The sequence below is a fragment of the Microbacterium sp. SLBN-146 genome, assembly GCF_006715145.1.
Lineage (GTDB): Bacteria > Actinomycetota > Actinomycetes > Actinomycetales > Microbacteriaceae > Microbacterium.
The window spans coordinates 2,769,141-2,789,570 of the sequence record NZ_VFMR01000001.1 but is presented as its reverse complement, the minus strand read 5'-3'; the positions used below and the strand labels follow the sequence as shown (position 1 = coordinate 2,789,570).

Genomic DNA, 20,430 nt, shown 5'->3' with positions numbered 1-20,430 from the left:
CCGTTCGGGGTTCACTCGCGGACGCGGGCGCGCGTCCAGTTTAGGTGGTCAGGCGCGGACTTGTCCTGAGCCGCGCGCGAGCCACTTGGTGCTCGTGAGCTCGCTCAGCCCCATGGGTCCGCGTGCGTGCAACTTCTGCGTCGAGATTCCGACTTCGGCACCGAACCCGAACTCTCCGCCGTCGGTGAAACGCGTCGAGGCGTTCACCATGACGACGGCGGAATCGACCTCCGCCAGGAATCGTGCCGCGTGGGCGTCATCCTGCGTGATGATCGACTCGGTGTGGTGGGTCGAGTACTTCCGGATGTGCGCGAGCGCGTCGTCGAGATCGTCAACGACACGCATCGCCAGTTCGAGTCCCAAGTACTCCGTGGCCCAGTCTTCGTCGGTCGCTGGGACGACGTCCGACGAGAAGGACGCGATGTCCTCGTCACCGTGCACCACGACGCCCTGGGCGTGAAGACCCTCGAGGACGGTGGGAACGAGTCGGGATACTGCGGCCCGATGCACGAGCACCGTTTCGACGGCGTTGCAGACACTCGGACGCTGGACCTTCGCGTTCACGACGATGTCGCGCGACCAGTCCAGCGGAGCGGTCTCATCGAGCACGATGTGCACGACCCCTGCACCGGTCTCGATGACGGGAACGGACGACTCGGTGACGACGGTCTCGATGAGCTGCGCGCTGCCACGGGGCACGAGGACATCGACGATGCCACGAGCCTGCATGAGCTCCTTGGCGCCGTCGCGGCCGAACTCATCAACGGTCTGGATGGCTTCGGGATCGATGCCCCTCTCGGCCAGCGCTGCGCGCATGACGCGTACGAGCTCGGCGTTGGTGCGCTCGGCTGCCGTGCCGCCGCGCAGGACGACAGCGTTGCCGGACCGCAGAGCCAGCGCGGCGATGTCCACCGTCACGTTGGGCCGGGCTTCGTAGATGGAGCCGACGACACCGAACGGGACCGCGACCTTCGTCAGCTCCACGCCGTTCTCGAGCACGCGGCGGTCGAGCACGCGGCCCACGGGGTCGGGAAGCTCCGCAATGTCGCGCACGGCGGCCGCGAGCGAAGCAACGCGGGGCGCATCCAGTCGGAGTCGATCCTGCAGGGCGGATGAGAGCCCCGTCGCTCGTCCGCGTTCGAGGTCCTCGGCGTTGGCAGCGACGATCGAGGATGCGGCGGACTCGATGGCGTCGGCGATCGACAGCAGCGCGTCGCGCTTGGTCGCATCGTCGAGGAGGCCGATCGACCGCGAGGCCTCCTTCGCCGAGAGCATGCGGTCACGAGCCGTCGTCGCGATGGTGGTCATCAGCCCAGCTTATCGGCGGGAAGTGTGGCCGCTGCCGTACGCACGGGACCTGTCGTCGAGGTCGCGGGTTCGGGGTTCGGGGCGAACCACGTGCCGATGTCGGACCCGGAGAGGGCGTCCGCGATCCGGTCGGCGCTCGTCACCAACACGCCGATTCCGGATGCCGTCGCGAGCCGTGCGGCGGAGACCTTCGTCGCCGCTCCGCCCGTCCCGACGCTGTTGACGACGACCGAGCCGAACTCGAACCCGTCGAGGTCGTCACCGTACGCCACCCGATGGATGGGCGTCGCACCCGGCTCGCCCGGGGGTCGTGTGTAGAGGCACTCGATGTCGCTGAGGAGCACGAGTGCGTCCGCACCGACGAGCTGGGCAACGAGAGCGGCGAGCCGGTCGTTGTCGCCGAAACGGATCTCGTGGGTCGCGACGGTGTCGTTCTCGTTCACGATCGGCAAGATTCGCAGTCCGAGAAGACGCTCCATCGCGCGGCGCGCGTTCGACCGCGGAGTGGCGTTCTCGAGGTCACCCGCCGTGAGGAGAACCTGGCCCGCGAGAATGTCGAACCTGTCGAGCGAGGTCTGGTAGCGCCACATCAGGACGTTCTGCCCCACGGCTGCAGCAGCCTGCTGTGTCGCGAGGTCGTTGGGTCGCCCGCCGAGATCGAGGAAGGGGATCGCCGTTGCGATCGCACCCGAGGAGACGAGCACCACTTCGGTGCCGTTGTCGTGCGCCGCGGCGATCGCCTGGACGATCGTGTCGATGCGGTGAGCGGCATCGCCCGAGATCGAGGACGAACCCACCTTGACGACGATCCGGCGTACGGTGCGGATGTCGTCCCGCTCGAATGCGGTCACTTGTCCTCCTCGGTGTCCCATCCGGTAGCGGAGAGGCGCTCGGCCTCCAACTCGGCGCGGGCTTCGGCCTTGGCATCCATTCGCTCGTGATATTCCTCACGCCGCTGCGAGGAGGTCCGGCGGTTGTTCTGGAAGAGCCGCGGGTCGGTGCCTCGGGGTGCCGTCATGACCTCGGCGGCAGACGTCATCGACGGCTCCCAGTCGAAGATGATGCCGTCACCCTCACCGATGACGACCGTCGCGCCGGGAGTGGCGCCCGCCCGGAAGAGCACGTCGTCGACTCCCAGCCGATCCAGTCGATCTGCGAGGTACCCGACCGCTTCCTCGTTCTGGAAATCGGTCTGCTGGACCCATCGCACCGGCTTTTCGCCGAGGAGGCGGTAGAACGTTCCGTACGACCCGCCCTCCACGCGGACCGTGACTTCTTTCACGGCGCCCTTGGGACGGATCACGATGCGTTCCGGCGCGGGCGCCGCTGCCAGCTCTGCGCGGTGCGCAGCGACGATCTCGCCCAGCGCGAAGGTGAGGGGGCGAAGGCCGTCGCGACTCACTGTCGAGATCTCGAACACGCGGAACCCGCGGGCCTCCAGGTCGGGACGGACGAGTTCGGCCAGATCCCGCGCTTCAGGCACGTCGATCTTGTTGAGGGCGACGAGCTGAGGACGTTCCAGGAGCGGAATCTGCCCCTCGGGGACGGGATAGGCGGCGAGCTCGGCGAGGATCACCTCGAGGTCGCTGAGGGGATCGCGTCCGGGTTCGAGCGTCGCGCAGTCGAGGACGTGCACGAGTGCCGTGCAGCGCTCGACGTGACGCAGGAACTCGAGCCCGAGCCCCCGGCCTTCACTGGCGCCTTCGATGAGCCCGGGGACGTCGGCGACGGTGTAGCGCACGTCGCCCGCCTGGACGACACCGAGGTTCGGGTGGAGGGTCGTGAAGGGATAGTCGGCGATCTTCGGACGGGCAGCGGAGATCGCGGCGATGAGACTCGACTTGCCCGCGGACGGGTAGCCGACGAGAGCCACATCCGCGACGGTCTTCAGTTCGAGCTGAACATCGCCCTCCCACCCGGGAGTGCCGAGCAGCGCGAAGCCGGGCGCTTTCCGCTTGGGCGAAGAGAGCGCGGCATTGCCGAGACCGCCCAGACCACCGGGAGCCACGACGAACCTCATGCCGGGCTCGATCATGTCGATGAGCACCTCGCCGTCGGCGTCCTTGACGACCGTCCCGACCGGCACGCTGAGCTCGATGTCTTCGCCCGCTGCGCCCGACCGGTGATCGCCCATACCGAATCCACCGTTCTCGGCGGTGCGATGGGGCGAGTGGTGGTACGACAGCAGCGTCGTCACCTGTGGGTCGGCGACGAGCACGATGTCGCCACCGTGACCGCCGTTCCCTCCGTCGGGCCCGGCCAGGGGCTTGAACTTCTCACGACGCACAGAGACGCAGCCGTTGCCGCCCTTGCCGGCGCGCAGGTGCAGCGTCACTCGATCGACGAACGTGACCATGCGCATCCTCCTTAAATCGGGGCAATGCGAAAGGGGCGAGCCAGAGCCCGCCCCTTCCGCTGAAGACTGTCGTCTTCGCCGTGGATCACTCCGCGGCGGCGACGATGTTGACGACCTTGCGGCCGCCCTTGTGTCCGAACTCGACAGCACCCGCCGCAAGCGCGAACAGGGTGTCGTCACCGCCGCGACCAACGTTGGAGCCGGGGTGGAAGTGCGTGCCGCGCTGACGGACGATGATCTCGCCGGCGAGGACCTGCTGGCCGCCGAAGCGCTTCACCCCGAGGCGCTGTGCGTTGGAGTCACGACCGTTGCGGGTGGAGCTTGCGCCCTTTTTGTGTGCCATCTCTGCGTCTCTTCCTGGACTTACTTGATGCCGGTGATCTTGACGCGGGTGAGGTCCTGGCGGTGACCCTGACGCTTCTTGTACCCGGTCTTGTTCTTGAACTTCTGGATCACGATCTTCGGTCCGCGGAGCTCACCGAGCACCTCGGCCGTGACCGTGACCTTCGCGAGCTTGTCGACGTCGGTCGTCACGGCGTCGCCGTCGACGAGGAGGACAGCCGGGAGCTCGATCGAGTCGCCGATCTTCGCGGCCTGACGGTCGAGGACGACGATCGTGCCGACCTCCACCTTCTCCTGCCGGCCACCGGCCCGCACAACTGCGTAAACCACTTCACACCTGTTTCGTCTGGGAGCGGACTGCTCCGGTTGTCTTTGTGAGACTGGGAAGTCTTCGATGCGGACGGCTCGAACGGGCTGCCGAGCTTGTCGCCGCACGCCATGGGCCTGCGGTACGGGACGCACCAAAGGACTACTTTACCCGATGCCGGTGAATCCGGCAAAAGCAGAGCAGGCCGTGTCGCGGCATCCCTGAATATGATCGCGGGGTGACGATCCTGATCGACGACCCGCTCTGGCCCGCCCACGGGCGACTGTGGGCGCACCTCGTGAGCGACCGCGACCTCGACGAGCTCCATGCCTTCGCGGCCGCCAACGGCATCCCCCGTCGCGGATTCGATCTCGATCACTACGACGTACCCGACGACGCCCACGCGCGCCTCATCGTGGCCGGCGCCGAACACGTCGACGGCCACGAACTCGTGCGCAGACTCATCGCCTCTGGACTGCGTGTGACAGCGCGCGAGCGTCGGGGTCGATGAAGGTCAGTCCTCCGACGACGGTGAGACGGGCGTCCCGGTGAGGGCCGCCGTCGTCACGCGCCGACGCGAACGCCCCTGACCCGGTGCCTTCGGCTCCGGGAGCGCGCTCAGCACGGAGTCCAGCAGAACGTCCTTTTCGGTGCGCGGCTGCTTCGCAGGAGCCTCGCGCTTCTTGCGCGGCTTCTTGGGTCGCTCGGCGGGCGTCTGCTCGACGACCTCATCGACGACCACCACGGGCTCGGCCTGGTCTTCAGGCTGGTGGATTGTCGAGGCCGCGATCTGAGCGAGTGCGGACTTGACGCCCTCCGTGATGACGTGCGTCCCCGAAGTTCCGTTGGTCTGAGGGTTCTGCGTGCGCGGACGACGGCCTCCCTGCGAGCTCGCAGGAGCGGACCGGTGCTTGACGACGGGGTCGTGGTGAACGATGACTCCGCGCCCGGCGCAGACATCGCACGGCTCGCTGAAGGTCTCGAGAAGCCCGAGGCCGAGCTTCTTGCGCGTCATCTGCACGAGTCCGAGCGACGTGACCTCGGCGACCTGGTGCTTCGTCCGGTCGCGGCTGAGGCACTCGATCAGACGCCGCAGCACGAGATCACGGTTGGATTCGAGCACCATGTCGATGAAGTCGACGACGATGATGCCGCCGATGTCGCGCAGCCGCAGCTGGCGGACGATCTCTTCAGCGGCTTCGAGGTTGTTCTTCGTGACGGTCTCTTCGAGGTTTCCCCCCGAGCCCACGAACTTGCCCGTGTTGACATCGACGACCGTCATGGCCTCGGTCCGGTCGATGACGAGCGAACCGCCCGAGGGAAGCCAGACCTTGCGGTCGAGCGCCTTTTCGATCTGCTCCGTGATCCGGTAGGCGTCGAAGGGGTCGACATCGCTCTCGTAGACCTCGACGCGTTCGAGGAGATCGGGCGCGACGCTCGCGAGATAAGACGTGATTGTCGCGTGCGCGTCCTCGCCCTGGATGAGCATCTTGGTGAAGTCCTCGTTGAAGACGTCGCGGACGATCTTGACGAGCAGATCCGGCTCGGAATGCAGGAGCGCAGGCGCCTGGATCGTCTCGACCTGCTTCGAGACGTGCTCCCACTGATTCGTGAGCCGCTGGACGTCACGCGTGAGCTGATCCTCTGTCGCACCCTCGGCCGCCGTGCGGACGATAACGCCGGACGATTCGGGAAGAACCTCCTTGAGGATCTTCTTCAGGCGCGCACGCTCGGTGTCGGGGAGCTTCCGGGAGATGCCATTCATCGCTCCGCCCGGCACGTACACGAGGTAGCGCCCGGGGAGCGAGATCTGACTCGTCAGACGGGCTCCCTTGTGCCCGACGGGATCCTTCGTGACCTGCACGAGCACGCGATCGCCGCTCTTGAGAGCCAGCTCGATCCGCCGCGGCTGGTTGCCCGTCTCGACGGCATCCCAGTCCACCTCACCCGAGTAGAGGACCGCGTTCCGCCCACGTCCGATGTCGACGAAGGCGGCCTCCATGCTCGGCAGCACGTTCTGGACGCGGCCGAGGTAGACGTTTCCGATGAGCGAGGCGTCCTGGTTGCGGGCGACGTAGTGCTCGACGAGCACATCGTCTTCGAGGACACCGATCTGCACACGGCCGTTCTTGGAACGGACGACCATGACGCGGTCGACCGACTCGCGCCGCGCGAGGAACTCGGCCTCGGTGACGACGGCACGACGACGACCCGCCTCACGACCGTCACGTCGGCGCTGCTTCTTCGCCTCCAACCGCGTCGAGCCCTTGATCCGCTGGGGCTCCGTGATGAACTCGACAGCCCTCTGCCTGTGCGCGGGACTCTGCTCCGTCGTCTCGGACGCGCCATCTTGCTGCTCTCCCCCGCGGCGCCGACCGCGACGGCGCGGCGAGGAGCCCGGCTGCTGCTGAGTCTGCTCCTCGGGCGGTGCCTGGCGGTGTCCAGGACGCGGCGGAAGCGGTGCAACCTCGGGGGCGTAGAAGTGCAGTGTCGTCGAGACCGCTGAAACGAACGTCTCGGGGAGGAGACCGAGTGCGACCGCCGTCAACGGCTTCGGCTCCTCCGGCGCGCGCTCGGGTTCGTCGTCGCCGCTGCCTGCCGTCTCCGGCTCGTGCGTGTCGTCGTGCGTCGGGTCCGACGCGACGACCGCCTCGGTGTCGTTCGGCTCGGTGTCGTTCGGCTCGGTGCCGTTCGGCTCGGTGCCCGCAGCGGAACTCTCGTTCGCTACCGCATCGTCCTGCTCGGACTGCTGGTCATTGTCTGAATTCTTCTCATCAGCCATCACTGGCGCACTCCCTGCGGGCGGCTCCGCGCGTCGCCCGGCGAAATCTCGTGCGGCGCCGCACCTGCGGTGCCGCGAACTCACTCGGTCTGCAGCGGGCTCGTGGGCTCGCGCTGCGTCGGGCGATCATCGCCCTGAAGTCTTCGGTGATGCTGCTGCGGCGCGGCCGCGGAGCATCCGGTTCATTATCGCACTTCTCCTGCCGGATTGCGCACGCCGTGCCCGCGCAGGTTTTTCCCGGAGGTCGTGGGGCCTGTGCACGGCGGGTCGCTGAGATAATCCGAGATATGCCTCAACCGCAGACACGCACCCGACCTACCGCGATGGCCGTCTGGCTGATTCTGGCCGGAGTCGTCGGCTGGTGGGCGGCATTCTCGCTCACGATGGAGCGCTTCGCCCAGCTCGCCGATCCGGACGCCGCAGCGGGCTGCGACTTCAGCTTCCTCGTTCAGTGCAGCGCCAACCTCGGGTCGTGGCAGGGAAGCGTCTTCGGCTTCCCGAACCCGATCCTCGGGCTCACGGGATGGGTCGCCCCCATCGTCGTCGGTGCCGCGATCCTCGCTGGCGCGCGCTTCGCCCGCTGGTTCTGGCTGCTCTTCCTCGCGGGCGTGACGTTCGCGTTCGGGTTCGTCATCTGGCTCATCAGCCAGAGCATCTTCGACCTCCACACGCTCTGCCCGTGGTGCATGGTGACGTGGGTCGTCGTCATCCCGACCTTCTACGCCGTGACTCTCCACGTGCTTCGCGCAGGGATCCTTCCCGCACCCTCGGGGCTGCGACGCGCGGCCGATCGCCTCATGGGGTGGGTGCCGCTCCTCGCCGTCGTCAGCTACGCGATCGTCGCTCTCATCGCCCAGCTGAGGCTCGACGTCCTCAGCACGTTCTGAGGCGGGTCAGAACCAGATCTCCAGTTCTCGTGCCGCCGACTCGGGGCTGTCGGAGCCGTGCACGAGGTTCTGCTGGACCTTGAGACCCCAATCGCGGCCGAGGTCGCCCCGGATCGTGCCGGGAGCGGCCGTCGTGGGGTCGGTCGTGCCGGCGAGCGACCGGAACCCCTCGATGACCCGGTTGCCCGCGAGACGGATCGCGACGGAAGGACCCGACATCATGAACTCGAGCAGCGGCTCGTAGAACGGCTTGCCCTCGTGCTCGGCGTAGTGACGCTCGAGACGTGCACGGTCGGGCTCGACGAGGCGGATGTCGACGAGAGCGTATCCCTTCGCCTCGATACGGGAGAGGATCGCGCCCGTCAGTCCGCGAGCAACGCCATCGGGCTTGACGAGGACGAGAGTTTCTTCAGTGGCCATGACAGATGTTCCGTTTCGTTCGTGTCGTGCGTGCGCGGGTCAGTTGTTGTCGGGATGCTCGTCCCTCAGGCGAGCGTTCCGCCGATCCAGGGCGCTGCCTTTGATGGTCGCATATGCGTACAGCGCCCCGAAAACGATAGCCACGAGCCCGATGGCGGGCTCGAGGAACGCGCCGAATCCGACGACGACCTGCAGCGCCCAGCCGAGGGCGATGCCCCACGTGTAGCGGACGAACCTGCCCGTGACGATCATGAGGACGGCGAGGACCGAACCCACGACGATCCCCCACCACGGTTCGATTCCGGCAGGGAGCGCGTCGAGGCCGAAGACCACGAGTCCCGCGAGGAAGACGATGACCGACTCGAAAGCGAGCACGATCGACGCGAGCGATTCGGCCGCCCCGCGCACACGGCGTGGGCGCGCTGCCGGTGCGTCGCTCACGACTCCCACCCGGCCTTCCAGTCCTCCGCCGTCGACAGCGCGAGCGCCTCCCCGGCGAGGACGACCGAGCCCGCGATGACGACGGCGCGGCGATCGGATGCCGACGCCCACTCGCGCGCCGCTTCCGACGCCGATCCGAGATCGTCGTGCACCGTCACGGGAAGCTCGAGCGTCTCCGCGATGTCCGCGATGCGGTCGGCGTCGGTCGCCCGAACCGAATCGGGAACGGTCGCGAAGACATGGGTCGCGAGCGGAGCGAGGGCAGCGAGGATTCCCGCGGCATCCTTGTCTCCCAGGACGCCGATCACGAGACCCCAGTCGTCGAAGTCGAAGGAGTCCCGCAGCGCTGATGCGAGAGCGCGAGCGCCGTGCGGATTGTGCGCCGCGTCCAGGAGCACCGTCGGCTGAGTCCCGACGAGCTGGAGCCTTCCGGGCGACGTCGTCTGACCGAGTCCCTCGGCGAGAACGTCGCCCGAAATCGCCTGGCCCGCGCCGCCGACGAGCGACTCGACGGCCGCGATCGCGAGTGCCGCGTTGAATCCTTGATGAGCGCCGTAGAGCGGCAGGTACTCGTCCTCGTAGACGCCGGCGAGGCCGCGCACCGTGATGGCCTGCCCGCCGACGGCGAGAGCCTGCGATGCGAGGGCGAACTCCTCGCCCTCGAAGGCGATGGTTGCGCCCTTCGACGCGGCCACATTTCGGAGAATGGACGCGACCTGGGGCTGCTGACGTGCAGAAACGACTGCCGCACCATCCTTGATGATCCCGGACTTGACGGCGGCGATGTCGACGAGGGTCTCACCGAGACGGTCGGTGTGGTCGATGTCGATGGGGCCGAAGACCGCGACGTCGCCATCCGCCGTATTTGTCGAGTCCCACGTGCCGCCCATGCCGACTTCCAGCACGAGGACATCGATGGGCGCGTCGGCGAACGCGACGAAGGCGAGGACCGTCAGCAGTTCGAAGAACGTCAGTGCAGCGTCGTCGCGGGATTCCAGCTCAGCGTCGACGATCGCGACGAAGGGTTCGATCTCGTCCCACGCATCCGCCACCGCGGCATCCGAGATGGGTTCACCGTCGATGAGGATGCGCTCCGTGAACCGCTCGAGGTGAGGGCTCGTGAAGAGTCCCGTCCGCAGTCCATGGGCACGCACGAGGCTCTCGATGATCCGGGCCGTGGATGTCTTGCCGTTGGTCCCCGTCACGTGCACGACGCGGTACGTCTTCTGGGGGTCATCGAGGAGCTCCAGCACGCGCGCTGTGCGCTCTACGCGGGGCTGCACCCACTGCTCGCCCTGTCGCGCGAGCAGCGCGGCGTATACGGCGTCAGCGCGATCGCGATCGCTCATGACGAAGCCTCCTGACGTGCGACGGCGATATGGACGGCACCGCGGTTGGCATAGGTCTTCGGCGCGACGACTCCGACATGCTCCGGCGTGAAGCCGAGACTCGCCTGGCCCGACGCGTCTGCGACCGCAGCCGGGTCGTCCACGCCCCGTGTCGACGTCGTGAAGAGCGTCGCGAGGGTCTCGCCTGCGATCAGCTCGGAGTTGACCGAACCGCTCGCTCCGGTGAAGACCGCCGCCTCCTCGGCGTCGTCGAATCCGAGGTGGAGAGCGATGCGGTCGCTCACGTCGAAGCCCGCAGCCTTGCGTGTGTCTTGCACGGCGCGCACCATGTCGCGAGCGAAGCCCTCCGCTTCGAGTGCAGGAGTCGTCGTCGTGTCGAGCAGCACGAATCCGCCGCTTCCGAGGAGCGCGAGGGCCTCCCCCTCGGGTCGCCCGGACGTTTCGAGGACGAGGTCGTACTCCCCCGGTTCGAGCGGGAGCCCACCGGACACCACGACGCCGTCCTGTTCTGACCAATCACCCGACTTCGCCCCCTGGATGGCGCGCTGTACATCGCGGCCGAGCCGCGGACCGGCAGCGCGGGCATTCACGGAGAGCCGATGCGTGATTCCGTAGGAGCGTGCTGTCTCATCCTCCAGCTCCACGAGTTCGAGCGCCTTGACGTTGAGTTCGTCGCGGAGGATGTCATCGAATTGAGCGAGGGATGCCGCGTCCTCGGCGACCACGGTGAGGAGGGGCAGCGGGAGTCGGACGCGCTTGCCCTCCTTCTTGCGGAGGGCGTTCGCGACACTCGACACCTCGCGCACGGCATCCATCGCGGAGCGGATGTCGGTGGCCTCGGGGAACGCGGATGCGTCCGGCCAGTCCTCCAGGTGCACGCTGCGCCCGCCCGTCAGGCCCTGCCACACGCGCTCCGATACGAGCGGGATGAGCGGAGCGGCGACGCGCGTGAGCGTCTCGAGCACCGTGTACAGCGTGTCGAAGGCCTCGCGGCTCTTCGGATCCTCGGACGCACCGACCCAGAATCGATCGCGCGAACGCCGGATGTACCAGTTCGTGAGGGCCTCGGCGAAGTCGCGGAGTTTCGCTGCGGCGGTCGTCGAATCGAGTCCTTCGAGGTCCTCCGCCACGCCGCGCACGAGATCCCCCGTGAGCGCGAGGATGTACCGGTCGAGGACGTCGGTCGAGTCGGTCCGCCACGTCGCCTCGTATCCCGAGCCATCTGCGCCGCCTGCCGCATTGGCGTACGTGGAGAAGAAGTACCATGCGCTCCAGAGCGGAAGCAGGAACTCACGGACGCCCGCTCGGATGCCCTCCTCGGTGACGACGAGGTTGCCTCCGCGGAGAACCGACGACGACATGAGGAACCAGCGCATGGCGTCGGACCCGTCGCGATCGAAAACCTCGGAGACGTCGGGGTAGTTCTTGAGCGACTTCGACATCTTGTACCCGTCGCTGCCGAGCACGATGCCGTGGCACGACACCCCCGTGAAGGCGGGACGGTCGAACAGCGCCGTGGAGAGCACGTGCATGACGTAGAACCAGCCGCGCGTCTGGCCGATGTACTCCACGATGAAGTCGGCGGGTGCGTGCTCGTCGAACCACTCGTGGTTCTCGAACGGGTAATGCACCTGCGCGTAGGGCATCGACCCCGAGTCGAACCACACATCGAAGACGTCCTCGATGCGGCGCATCGTCGAGCGTCCCGTTGGATCGTCGGGATTCGGTCGCGTCAGTTCGTCGATGTACGGGCGGTGGAGATCGACGTTCCCGTCGGGGTCTACCGGGAGTCGACCGAAGTCGCGCTCCAGTTCCTCGAGGCTCCCGTACACGTCGATCCGAGGGTGCTCCGGATCATCGCTCTTCCACACCGGGATGGGCGAACCCCAGTACCGGTTGCGGCTCACGCTCCAGTCGCGAGCGCCCTCGAGCCATTTCCCGAACTGGCCGTGCTTGACGTTCTCCGGCACCCACGTGACCTGCTCGTTGTTCGCGAGCAGCTGGTCCTTGATCGCGGTGACCCGGATGAACCAGCTCGACACGGCGCGGTAGATGAGGGGGTTCCGACACCGCCAGCAGTGCGGATACGAGTGCTCGTAGCTGGCGAGGCGCAAGAGCCGTCCTCGCTGGCGGAGGAGCCGGATGAGCGGGGTATTGGCGTCCATCCACAATTCGCCGGCAACGTCCGTGACGGAGGACAGGAACCGCCCGCCGTCGTCGAGGCTCATGATGAGCGGGATGCCGGCCGCCTCGGTGACACGCTGGTCGTCCTCGCCGTAGGCCGGTGCCTGATGCACGATCCCCGTACCGTCGGTGGTCGTGACGTAGTCGTCGACGAGGATCCGCCAGGCATTCTCGGTGCCCCACGTCGCGGCATCCGCGTAGTAGTCGAACAGGCGATCGTAGGAGACGTCCTCGAGCTCGGATCCGAGCACCGTGCGCTCGACGGCGTCGCGCGCGGCATCGGCTGACTCGTAGCCGAGATCCTTCGCGTAGCCGGCGAGCAGGTCCTCTGCCAAGAGGTAGCGGTGTGCCGTCGCCTCGAAAGGCTCGTCGCCTTCCCTGACGTCTGCCGCGCCGGCGTCGCCTCCCGGGACGACCACGTAACGGATCGCAGGCCCCACCGCGAGCGCGAGGTTCGTCGGGAGCGTCCAGGGAGTCGTCGTCCACGCGAGCGCACGGACGCCCGTGAGGCCGAGTGCCTCGGCCTTGGCACCGACGAGCGGGAAGGTCACCGTGACCGACGGATCCTGTCGGATCTTGTAGACGTCGTCGTCCATGCGGAGTTCGTGCGTCGACAGCGGCGTCTCGTCGCGCCAGCAGTAGGGCAGCACTCGATAGCCCTCGTACGCGAGGCCCTTGTCGTAGAGGGTCTGGAACGCCCAGAGCACCGACTCCATGTAGGACGTGTCCAGCGTCTTGTATCCGCGTGCGAAGTCGACCCATCGGGCCTGCCGCGTGACGTAGTCCTCCCACTCGTGCGTGTACTCGAGTACGGATGCGCGCGCCTTCGCGTTGAAGACATCGATGCCCATGGCCTCGATCTCGGTCTTCTCGGTGATGCCCAGCTGCTTCATCGCCTCGAGCTCCGCGGGGAGCCCGTGCGTGTCCCAACCGAACACCCGGTCGACTCGCTTGCCGCGCATGGTCTGGAAGCGGGGGAAGACGTCCTTCGCGTAGCCGGTCAGGAGGTGACCGTAGTGAGGGAGTCCGTTCGCGAAGGGCGGGCCGTCGTAGAACACCCACTCCTCGGCGCCCTCGCGGTTCGCGATAGAGGCCCGGAAGGTGTCGTCGTCCTTCCAGAACGCCAACGTCTCCCGCTCGATCTCAGGAAGTCGAGGACTCGGCACGACAGGGCCGAAGGAAGTGCCGTCAGGGGTCTTGGGGTACGTCATGTCTCTCCAGCAGGTTGCGGATGCTCCTGCGAGGACGACTCCCCTGGCGGGAAACCGCGGTACCACCCCGCGTGCCCTTGCGGGCCACTCTCACTGCGGCTGTGACGGGCCTGCCCCGTTCGGTTCTAATGGGGGCCGAGGCCCTGTTCTTCCGAAAGCTCCCCGGTGATGGCCGGCTCAGCGCTGCTGCAGACGATCATACCGCCGCGCAGTCCTACCGCGCGGTCCCCCTCGCAGTCCGACCGCGCAGTCAGGCGGCGTAGGGAGCGGGCTCGACCGAGACCGTCGTCGCCGAGTGCAGAAGTCGGGAGATCGGACAACGCTGATGCGCCGCCTCCGCGAGCGACCGCGTGTCGTCGACATCGAGCCCTTCCGCCGACACGAAGGCGGTGGCGTGGAATTCGTAGCCGACGCGGTCCACCGCCTCGTGCAACTCCACCTCGACACTCACGGCTGTGGCCCGTTCGCCGCCGACGATCGCTTGGGCGGTCGCGTTGAGACACGTGGACCACGCGAGCGCCAGGAGCTGCTCGGGGTTGCTCGCGTCAGGATCGGCCGCGGGGTCGAGGGGGTTCCACACCGCCACGGCGAGCCCTCCGTCGATACGCGTGATCCCCGTACCGCCGTCGCGGTTCGTGGCCTTCGTCCGATACCTCGCGCTCATTCGGCAAGTATATTGGACTGCATACAACAATTCGCCCGAGAGTCTGCATCGCCCGGGAGTCTGCATCGGAAGAGGTCCCCCTGTCTGCGAACACCCCTTCGGGGCCGGTCGTCGAAATGATCGGCGTCTGGAAGCGCTACACCGACGGCGGCCTTGCAGCCTTAGAGAGTGTCGATCTTCGGATCGGTCATCGGGAGATCTTCGGCGTGATCGGAGAGAGCGGCGCGGGCAAGACCACGCTCCTCGACCTCCTGGCGGGATCGATCACGCCGAGCGCGGGAAAGCTGCGCGTTCTCGGCCGGTCGGTCGGCGAGCTGCAGGGGCGGGAGCTGCGCGGTTTCCGGCGTCGCATCGGAGTCGTCTTCCAAGGCGTGCACCTGCTGAGCAACCGAACTGTGCTCGAGAACGTGCGTCTCCCCTTGGAACTCGCGCGCAAGACGCGGCCGACGGGAGCGACACGACGTGCCGAGCAGGACACCGCCCACGACATGCTCGCCTTCGTGGGGCTCGCCGATCGGGCCGATCACTTTCCCGCGCAGCTGAGCGGGGGCCAACAGCAGCGGGTCGGGATCGCACGCGCCCTCGCCGCCGGTCCGGAGCTCCTGCTCTGCGACGAGCCGACCTCCTCGCTCGACGCCACGACAGCGGACGACATCTTGCGCGTCCTCGTCGACGCGCGCGATCGCTTGGGCACGACGGTCGTGGTCGTCACGCACGATCTCGATGTCGTCCGCGCGATCTGCGACCGCGTCGCGCTGTTCGAGCGGGGGCGTTTGCATGACGTTCTGACCGTGCGCTCCCGCGGAGGCGGGCAGGACGGTTCCTACCTGGACCGCGCGCGAAGGGCCCTCGGCGCATGAGCGATCTCGGCGCAACGCTCGGAGAGCACGGCCCGGAGCTTCTGGCCGCACTGGGCGAGACCGGCTACATGATCGGGGTCTCCCTCTCGGCAGCCGTGCTGCTCGGGCTGCCGCTCGGAACCCTCGTCTTCCTCACGCGCCCTCAGGGCATCGCCCGCAATCGGGTCGTGTTCACTCTCGGCAACCTGTACATCAACGTCATCCGTTCCTTCCCGTTCCTGCTCCTCGTCGTCTTCCTCGTGCCGCTCACTCGTCTCGTGTACGGCACGACGTTCGGCACGCCGGCCGCCACGTTCTCGTTGTGCTTCGTCGCTGTCGCGATCTACGCCCGTCTCGTCGAGCAGATCCTGCGCGAGATCCGTCCCGGCATCCTGCGCGTCGCCGAGACGATGGGCGCGAGCCTCCCCCAGACCATGTTCCGGGTGCTGCTGCCCGAGGCCCGGCCCGGCCTCGTCTACGCCCTGACATCGGCCACGATCAGCCTGATCTCGTACTCCACTGTTCTCGGCGTCGTCGGCGGCGGCGGCATCGGGGACTTCGCGATGCGCTACGGCTACCAGGAGTACGACTACGCCCTCATGTACACGACGATCCTCGTCATCCTCGTCATCGTTCTCGCGATCCAGGCATTCGGATACCGCCTGGCAACGCGGCTCGACCACCGTTGACTCCCCCATCCCCCTCCCACCCCGATCCACGGAGCACTCCCATGACCTCGCAACGTCTTCTTCGTCTCGCCGCCCTCTTCGGAGCCGCCGCACTCCTCGCCGGATGCGCGAGTGGATCCACTTCCTCCGGCTCAGGCGACGGCGACACTGTGACGATTCGCGTCGCGGCCGTCACGTCGCCGGCGACGGACATCGTCGCGGCCGCAGCCGCGCAGATCGAGGACGGCTACGAGATCGAGCCGCTCACGATCACCGACTACGTGACCGTGAACTCGATGCTCGGTTCGGGCGATATCGAGGCCAGCTTCTCTCAGCACGAGCCCTACATGCAGGAGTTCAACGAGAAGAACGGCGCGTCGCTCACCGCCGTGCAGCCGGTCTACAACTTCGTCATCGCGTTCTATTCGCGCACAGTCGACGACATCGCGGATCTGCCGGACGGTGCCCGCGTGGCCATTCCGAACGACGCGTCGAACGCCGGCAGGGCGCTGAAGCTGCTCGCCGACAACGGACTCGTGACTCTGGATCCGTCGATCGACCCGTACGCCGCAACGGTCGACGACATCACCGCCAACCCGCGAGACCTGCAGTTCCTGAAAGTCGAAATCGCACAGCTCAACACGGCCTACGAGGAGGCGGACCTGGTCTTCCAGTGGCCCTCTCATATCGCGGCTCTCGGCCTCACACCTCAAGAGGACGGTCTCTTGACGGAGCTCGACGACCGCTTCGCTCTGCAGCTCGTCGTCGGAGCGGATGTCGATCCAGAGACCGTGGAGGCGCTCCGAAAGGCGTTCACGAGCGACGTCGTGCGAGACGTCATCGATGGCAACCCGTCGATCGAAGCCGCATTCTGAGACAGGCCCGGCCGGGTAGAATCGTCAGCGCATCGCACACTCAGGCACGCTCACACAGTGCCGCACATATCGCCAGGAGACCTCGATGGCCGACGCGCAGATTCCCGACAAGCCCGTTCTCGAAGGTCTGGAGGCCAAGTGGGATGCCAGGTGGCGTGAGGACGGAACGTATCTCTTCGACCGCCTCCGCGCCGCCGAATCGGGCAGGGCCGGTGTCTACTCGGTCGACACGCCTCCGCCGACGGCATCCGGATCTCTTCACATCGGCCATGTCTTCAGCTACACGCACACGGATGTAAAGGTGCGGTACGAGCGGATGCGCGGCAAGACCGTCTTCTACCCGATGGGATGGGACGACAACGGCCTTCCCACCGAGCGTCGAGTGCAGAACTACTACGGGGTGCGTTGCGACCCCTCGCTCCCCTACGACCCCGACTTCACTCCCCCGTACGAGGGCGGCGACAACAAGTCCTCCAAGGCGGCGGACCAGATTCCCATCAGCCGACGGAACTTCATCGACCTCTGCGAGAGTCTCACGCTCGAAGACGAGAAGCAGTTCGAGTCTCTGTTCCGCCAGCTCGGTCTGAGCGTCGACTGGACCCAGACCTATCGCACGATCTCCGACGACACGATGCGCACGAGCCAGCTTGCCTTCCTCCGCAACCTCGAGCGCGGCGAGGCGTACCAGGCGCTCGCACCGACGCTGTGGGATATCGACTTCCGATCGGCGATCGCCCAGGCCGAGCTCGAAGACCGGGATCAGCCGGCGGCGTACCACCGTGTCGCCTTCCACAAGACCGACGGCTCCGGCGACATCCACATCGAGACGACGCGACCCGAGCTGCTCGCCGCGTGCGTCGCGCTCGTGGCGCACCCCGACGACGAGCGCTACCAGCCCGTCTTCGGCACGACCGTCCGCACGCCGCTGTTCGACGTGGAGGTGCCCGTCCTCGCGCACCCGCTCGCGCAGAAGGACAAGGGCTCGGGCATCGCGATGATCTGCACGTTCGGCGACGTCACCGACGTCGTCTGGTGGCGGGAGCTCGATCTCCCCAACCGCACGATCCTCGGCAAGGACGGACGTGTCATCGCCGAAGCTCCTGATGCGATCGTGACGGATGCCGCAAAGGCGGCATATGCCGAGATCGCCGGCAAAACCGTCTTCAGCGCCAAGAAGGCGATCGTCGACCTCCTCCGCGCATCCGGCGAGCTCGACGGCGACCCGAAACCCTTCACGCACGCCGTGAAGTTCTTCGAGAAGGGCGACCGCCCCCTCGAGATCGTGTCGACACGGCAGTGGTACGTGCGCAACGGCGCTCGCGATGAGTCGCTCCGCGAGAGGCTCATCGCGCTCGGCAAGAGCATGGCGTGGCATCCCGACTTCATGCGCGTCCGCTACGAGAACTGGGTCGGAGGGCTCACGGGCGACTGGCTGGTTTCGCGGCAGCGCTTCTTCGGCGTCCCGATCCCGGTCTGGTACGCGCTCGACGAGAACGGGGAACGCGATTACTCGAGTGTCCTGACGCCGGATGCCGCAGCGCTGCCGGTCGACCCGACGACGGATGTTCCCCCCGGCTACTCCGAGGCGGATCGTGGTGTGCCCGGCGGCTTCGAGGGCGAGAAGGACATTTTCGACACCTGGGCCACCTCATCGTTGACGCCCCAGCTCGCCGGCGGCTGGCAGAGGGATGAAGACCTGTGGGAGCTCGTCGCACCGTTCGATCTCCGCCCTCAGGGCCAGGACATCATCCGCACATGGCTCTTCTCGACGATGCTGCGCAGTGCCCTCGAAGACGATCGGGCGCCGTGGACGGATGCCGCGATCTCGGGATTCATCGTCGACCCGGACCGCAAGAAGATGTCGAAGTCCAAGGGCAACGTCGTGACGCCCGCCGATATCCTCGACCAGCACGGCACGGATGCCGTCCGATACTGGTCGGCATCGAGCCGCCTGGGCGCTGACGCCGCCTTCGACCCGCAGAACCCCACGCAGGTCAAGATCGGGCGTCGACTCGCGATCAAGGTGCTCAACGCATCGAAGTTCGTCCTGTCCTTCCCCGTTCCGGAAGACGCGCGGATCACACACGCGTTGGACGCCTCGATGCTCGCGACACTCGACACCGTCGTTCGCGAGGCGACGAAGGCCTTCGACGGCTATGACCACGCGCGCGCACTGGAGCTGACGGAGTCGTTCTTCTGGACCTTCTGCGACGACTACCTCGAGCTCGTGAAGGAACGCGCGTACGACCGGACGGATGTCGGCCAGGCGTCTGCGGCCCTCGCGTTGAGGACGGCCCTGTCGACGCTTCTGCGCCTGTTCGCGCCCGTCCTCTCGTTCGCGGCGGAGGAGTCGTGGTCGTGGTTCAACGAGGGCTCGGTGCACACGGCCGCGTGGCCCGAGCCGCTCGGCATCGACGGTGACCCGGGCGTCCTCACGACGGTGAGCGAAGCCCTCATCGGCATCCGGCGTGCGAAGACCGAGGCGAAGGCGTCGCAGAAGACGCCGGTCGCGAAGCTCGCAATCGCCGCCCCGCCTGTCGCCCTCGCGGCGATCCGGCTCGCCGAAGGCGACCTCAAAGCGGTGGGTCGGATCGCCGAGATCCGATACAGCGAAGGTGACCAGATCGTCGTGAGTGATGTCGAGCTCGCGCCCGTCGAGGAGGCATGATGCAACTCGGAACAAGATGGACATCCGGAGCGCAGCTGCCTGCGGCAGTGCCGGAGGCGCTTGCCGTGGGCATCCGCGCCGTCGATGAGGCGATTCCGCTCGACGAACTCGGGCAGCCACGTCCACGGTGGACGCTCACGTGGCTCGAGGGCCGGCCGATCGCGGAACTCGATACAGGCGTCGTTGTGAGCCTGAACGCCGACGGCGTCGCCGAGGTCACCTACGACGGCGGCGACGCCTTCGCCTGATCCGCGGGCCTGGTTCAGCGAGGGAGCATTCCGATGCTGCCGAGAGCGCGGGCATCGGTCTGCACATCGAGCATCTCGTCGTAGAGCGCGACACGGGCGACCCGTCCTGAGCGTCGCTCGACATGCGCGGTCACGGCGCGCTCGATGCTCGCTGCGAGCCCGAGGATCAGACGCTCGAGACGCGTCGCCCGAGCGGCGACACCTGTTGCGTGCACAGCGGTCATGACGGGTCTCCGATCGGCGGGAGTGGGAACAGATCTGCGCGGATCGTGACCGGTCGCACTCCCTCGCCCGATTGGTGGCGATGGTTCTCGACCGCCTCGTCGATGAGTGCCATGATCTTGGCGGAAAGCTCTTGCGCCTGCTCAGCGGTGAGCCGTGTCGTCGCTGACGAGATGATCGACCCGTCGCGCCAAACCTCGTCCTCCTGCTCGATGCCGCGCGTGGCGTAGTCGAGAAGCTGCTCGTTGCGGTTGCGGAGGAACTCGACCATCACGAGCTGCTTCGCGGAGCGTCCGGCCGGTGTGTCCATCGCCTCGGGACTCGCGAATGAGATGCCTCCTTCTGGCCTCTCCCACCAGCGTTCGCGAGCCGTGCCGCGGTCAGCGACCTCGCGAATGAGGTCGTGCTTCGCGAGAGCACGGAGGTGATAGCTCGTCGAGCCGCTCGACTCCCCCAGCCGCTCCGCGAGTGAGCTCGCGGTCTGGGGTCCGTACTGACTCAGGATGTCGTACATGCGCACCCGCAGCGGGTGGGCGAGAGCCCGCAAGGCGCCGGTGTCGAGGACGCGGTCGTCGCGACGATGCGCTTCGAGTGCGTTCGCGGGCGTCCTGTCCTCGGCCATGCGACGACGCTAGCAGTGCAAAGCGCCCTTTGCAAGC

Annotated in this window: 20 protein-coding genes; 7 read left to right on the top strand and 13 right to left on the bottom strand. The window is 67.1% G+C overall.

From position 1 onward, the window contains the following. Positions 1–48 precede the first annotated feature (48 nt). The 5 genes from FBY39_RS12435 to rplU form a co-directional block, all read right to left on the bottom strand. Positions 49–1,308: a glutamate-5-semialdehyde dehydrogenase gene (locus FBY39_RS12435; protein WP_141932591.1), complete on the bottom strand. Its 1,260-nt coding sequence runs from the start codon at positions 1,306–1,308 to the stop codon at positions 49–51. Then, positions 1,308–2,159: a glutamate 5-kinase gene (proB, locus tag FBY39_RS12430; protein ID WP_260837921.1), complete on the bottom strand. Its 852-nt coding sequence runs from the start codon at positions 2,157–2,159 to the stop codon at positions 1,308–1,310. Before proB ends, FBY39_RS12435 begins: the two co-directional genes overlap by 1 nt. Further along, positions 2,156–3,664: a GTPase ObgE gene (obgE, locus tag FBY39_RS12425; RefSeq protein WP_141932589.1), complete on the bottom strand. Its 1,509-nt coding sequence runs from the start codon at positions 3,662–3,664 to the stop codon at positions 2,156–2,158. Before obgE ends, proB begins: the two co-directional genes overlap by 4 nt. 85 nt (positions 3,665–3,749) lie before the next feature. Further along, positions 3,750–4,007, bottom strand: coding sequence for a 50S ribosomal protein L27 (rpmA, locus tag FBY39_RS12420; RefSeq protein WP_141932588.1), 258 nt, complete (start codon positions 4,005–4,007; stop codon positions 3,750–3,752). A gap of 20 nt (positions 4,008–4,027) precedes the next feature. Continuing rightward, entirely contained in the window at positions 4,028–4,336 is a 309-nt protein-coding gene (rplU, locus tag FBY39_RS12415) for a 50S ribosomal protein L21 (protein ID WP_186336952.1), read from the bottom strand. A 215-nt stretch (positions 4,337–4,551) separates the two neighbouring features. Here rplU and FBY39_RS12410 point away from each other — a divergent pair, with 215 nt between their 5' ends. Next, positions 4,552–4,824 (top strand): DUF4031 domain-containing protein, encoded by a 273-nt coding sequence (locus tag FBY39_RS12410; RefSeq protein ID WP_141932587.1) that lies wholly within the window; start codon positions 4,552–4,554, stop codon positions 4,822–4,824. Positions 4,825–4,827: 3 nt separating this feature from the next. On the opposite strand, the gene FBY39_RS12405 is transcribed toward FBY39_RS12410, so the two are convergent. Continuing rightward, complete coding sequence (locus tag FBY39_RS12405) at positions 4,828–7,095, bottom strand: Rne/Rng family ribonuclease (RefSeq protein ID WP_141932586.1); 2,268 nt, start codon at positions 7,093–7,095, stop codon at positions 4,828–4,830. Positions 7,096–7,382: 287 nt separating this feature from the next. Between FBY39_RS12405 and FBY39_RS12400 the strand changes: the two genes are divergently transcribed. After that, the gene (locus FBY39_RS12400) at positions 7,383–7,982 is read left to right on the top strand and encodes a vitamin K epoxide reductase family protein (protein ID WP_141932585.1); all 600 of its coding nucleotides are present in this window, start codon (positions 7,383–7,385) and stop codon (positions 7,980–7,982) included. Positions 7,983–7,988: 6 nt separating this feature from the next. Here the strand turns inward: FBY39_RS12400 and ndk are convergent, their stop codons facing one another. From ndk to FBY39_RS12370, 5 genes are all read right to left on the bottom strand, one after another. After that, entirely contained in the window at positions 7,989–8,402 is a 414-nt protein-coding gene (gene ndk / locus FBY39_RS12395; protein WP_141932584.1) for a nucleoside-diphosphate kinase, read from the bottom strand. Between the two features lie 39 nt (positions 8,403–8,441). Beyond that, positions 8,442–8,843 (bottom strand): DUF4233 domain-containing protein, encoded by a 402-nt coding sequence (locus FBY39_RS12390; RefSeq protein ID WP_313901703.1) that lies wholly within the window; start codon positions 8,841–8,843, stop codon positions 8,442–8,444. Beyond that, complete coding sequence (locus FBY39_RS12385) at positions 8,840–10,192, bottom strand: folylpolyglutamate synthase/dihydrofolate synthase family protein (RefSeq protein WP_141932582.1); 1,353 nt, start codon at positions 10,190–10,192, stop codon at positions 8,840–8,842. The genes FBY39_RS12390 and FBY39_RS12385 overlap by 4 nt, the downstream gene beginning before the upstream one ends. Then, positions 10,189–13,587, bottom strand: coding sequence for an isoleucine--tRNA ligase (gene ileS / locus FBY39_RS12380; protein WP_141932581.1), 3,399 nt, complete (start codon positions 13,585–13,587; stop codon positions 10,189–10,191). The genes FBY39_RS12385 and ileS overlap by 4 nt, the downstream gene beginning before the upstream one ends. A 250-nt stretch (positions 13,588–13,837) precedes the next feature. Beyond that, positions 13,838–14,251: an OsmC family protein gene (locus FBY39_RS12370; protein WP_141932579.1), complete on the bottom strand. Its 414-nt coding sequence runs from the start codon at positions 14,249–14,251 to the stop codon at positions 13,838–13,840. 116 nt (positions 14,252–14,367) lie between these two features. Between FBY39_RS12370 and FBY39_RS12365 the strand changes: the two genes are divergently transcribed. From FBY39_RS12365 to FBY39_RS12345, 5 genes are all read left to right on the top strand, one after another. After that, a complete protein-coding gene (locus FBY39_RS12365; RefSeq protein ID WP_141932578.1) occupies positions 14,368–15,111 on the top strand; it encodes an ATP-binding cassette domain-containing protein in 744 nt (247 codons plus the stop codon). Next, positions 15,108–15,779, top strand: coding sequence for a methionine ABC transporter permease (locus tag FBY39_RS12360; protein WP_141932577.1), 672 nt, complete (start codon positions 15,108–15,110; stop codon positions 15,777–15,779). Before FBY39_RS12365 ends, FBY39_RS12360 begins: the two co-directional genes overlap by 4 nt. 41 nt (positions 15,780–15,820) lie before the next feature. After that, entirely contained in the window at positions 15,821–16,633 is an 813-nt protein-coding gene (locus FBY39_RS12355) for a MetQ/NlpA family ABC transporter substrate-binding protein (protein WP_141932576.1), read from the top strand. An 85-nt stretch (positions 16,634–16,718) separates the two neighbouring features. Continuing rightward, positions 16,719–19,301, top strand: a complete 2,583-nt coding sequence (valS, locus tag FBY39_RS12350) for a valine--tRNA ligase (protein ID WP_141932575.1) — start codon at positions 16,719–16,721, stop codon at positions 19,299–19,301. After that, positions 19,301–19,549 (top strand): hypothetical protein, encoded by a 249-nt coding sequence (locus tag FBY39_RS12345; protein ID WP_141932574.1) that lies wholly within the window; start codon positions 19,301–19,303, stop codon positions 19,547–19,549. Before valS ends, FBY39_RS12345 begins: the two co-directional genes overlap by 1 nt. Before the next feature lie 14 nt (positions 19,550–19,563). Here the strand turns inward: FBY39_RS12345 and FBY39_RS12340 are convergent, their stop codons facing one another. Together FBY39_RS12340 and FBY39_RS12335 are read right to left on the bottom strand one after the other, a co-directional pair. Beyond that, a complete protein-coding gene (locus FBY39_RS12340) occupies positions 19,564–19,773 on the bottom strand; it encodes a hypothetical protein (protein ID WP_141932573.1) in 210 nt (69 codons plus the stop codon). Beyond that, positions 19,770–20,393 carry a helix-turn-helix domain-containing protein gene (locus FBY39_RS12335; protein ID WP_141932572.1) on the bottom strand — a complete coding sequence of 208 codons (624 nt, stop codon included), beginning with the start codon at positions 20,391–20,393 and terminating at the stop codon, positions 19,770–19,772. The genes FBY39_RS12340 and FBY39_RS12335 overlap by 4 nt, the downstream gene beginning before the upstream one ends. Positions 20,394–20,430: the final 37 nt, after the last annotated feature.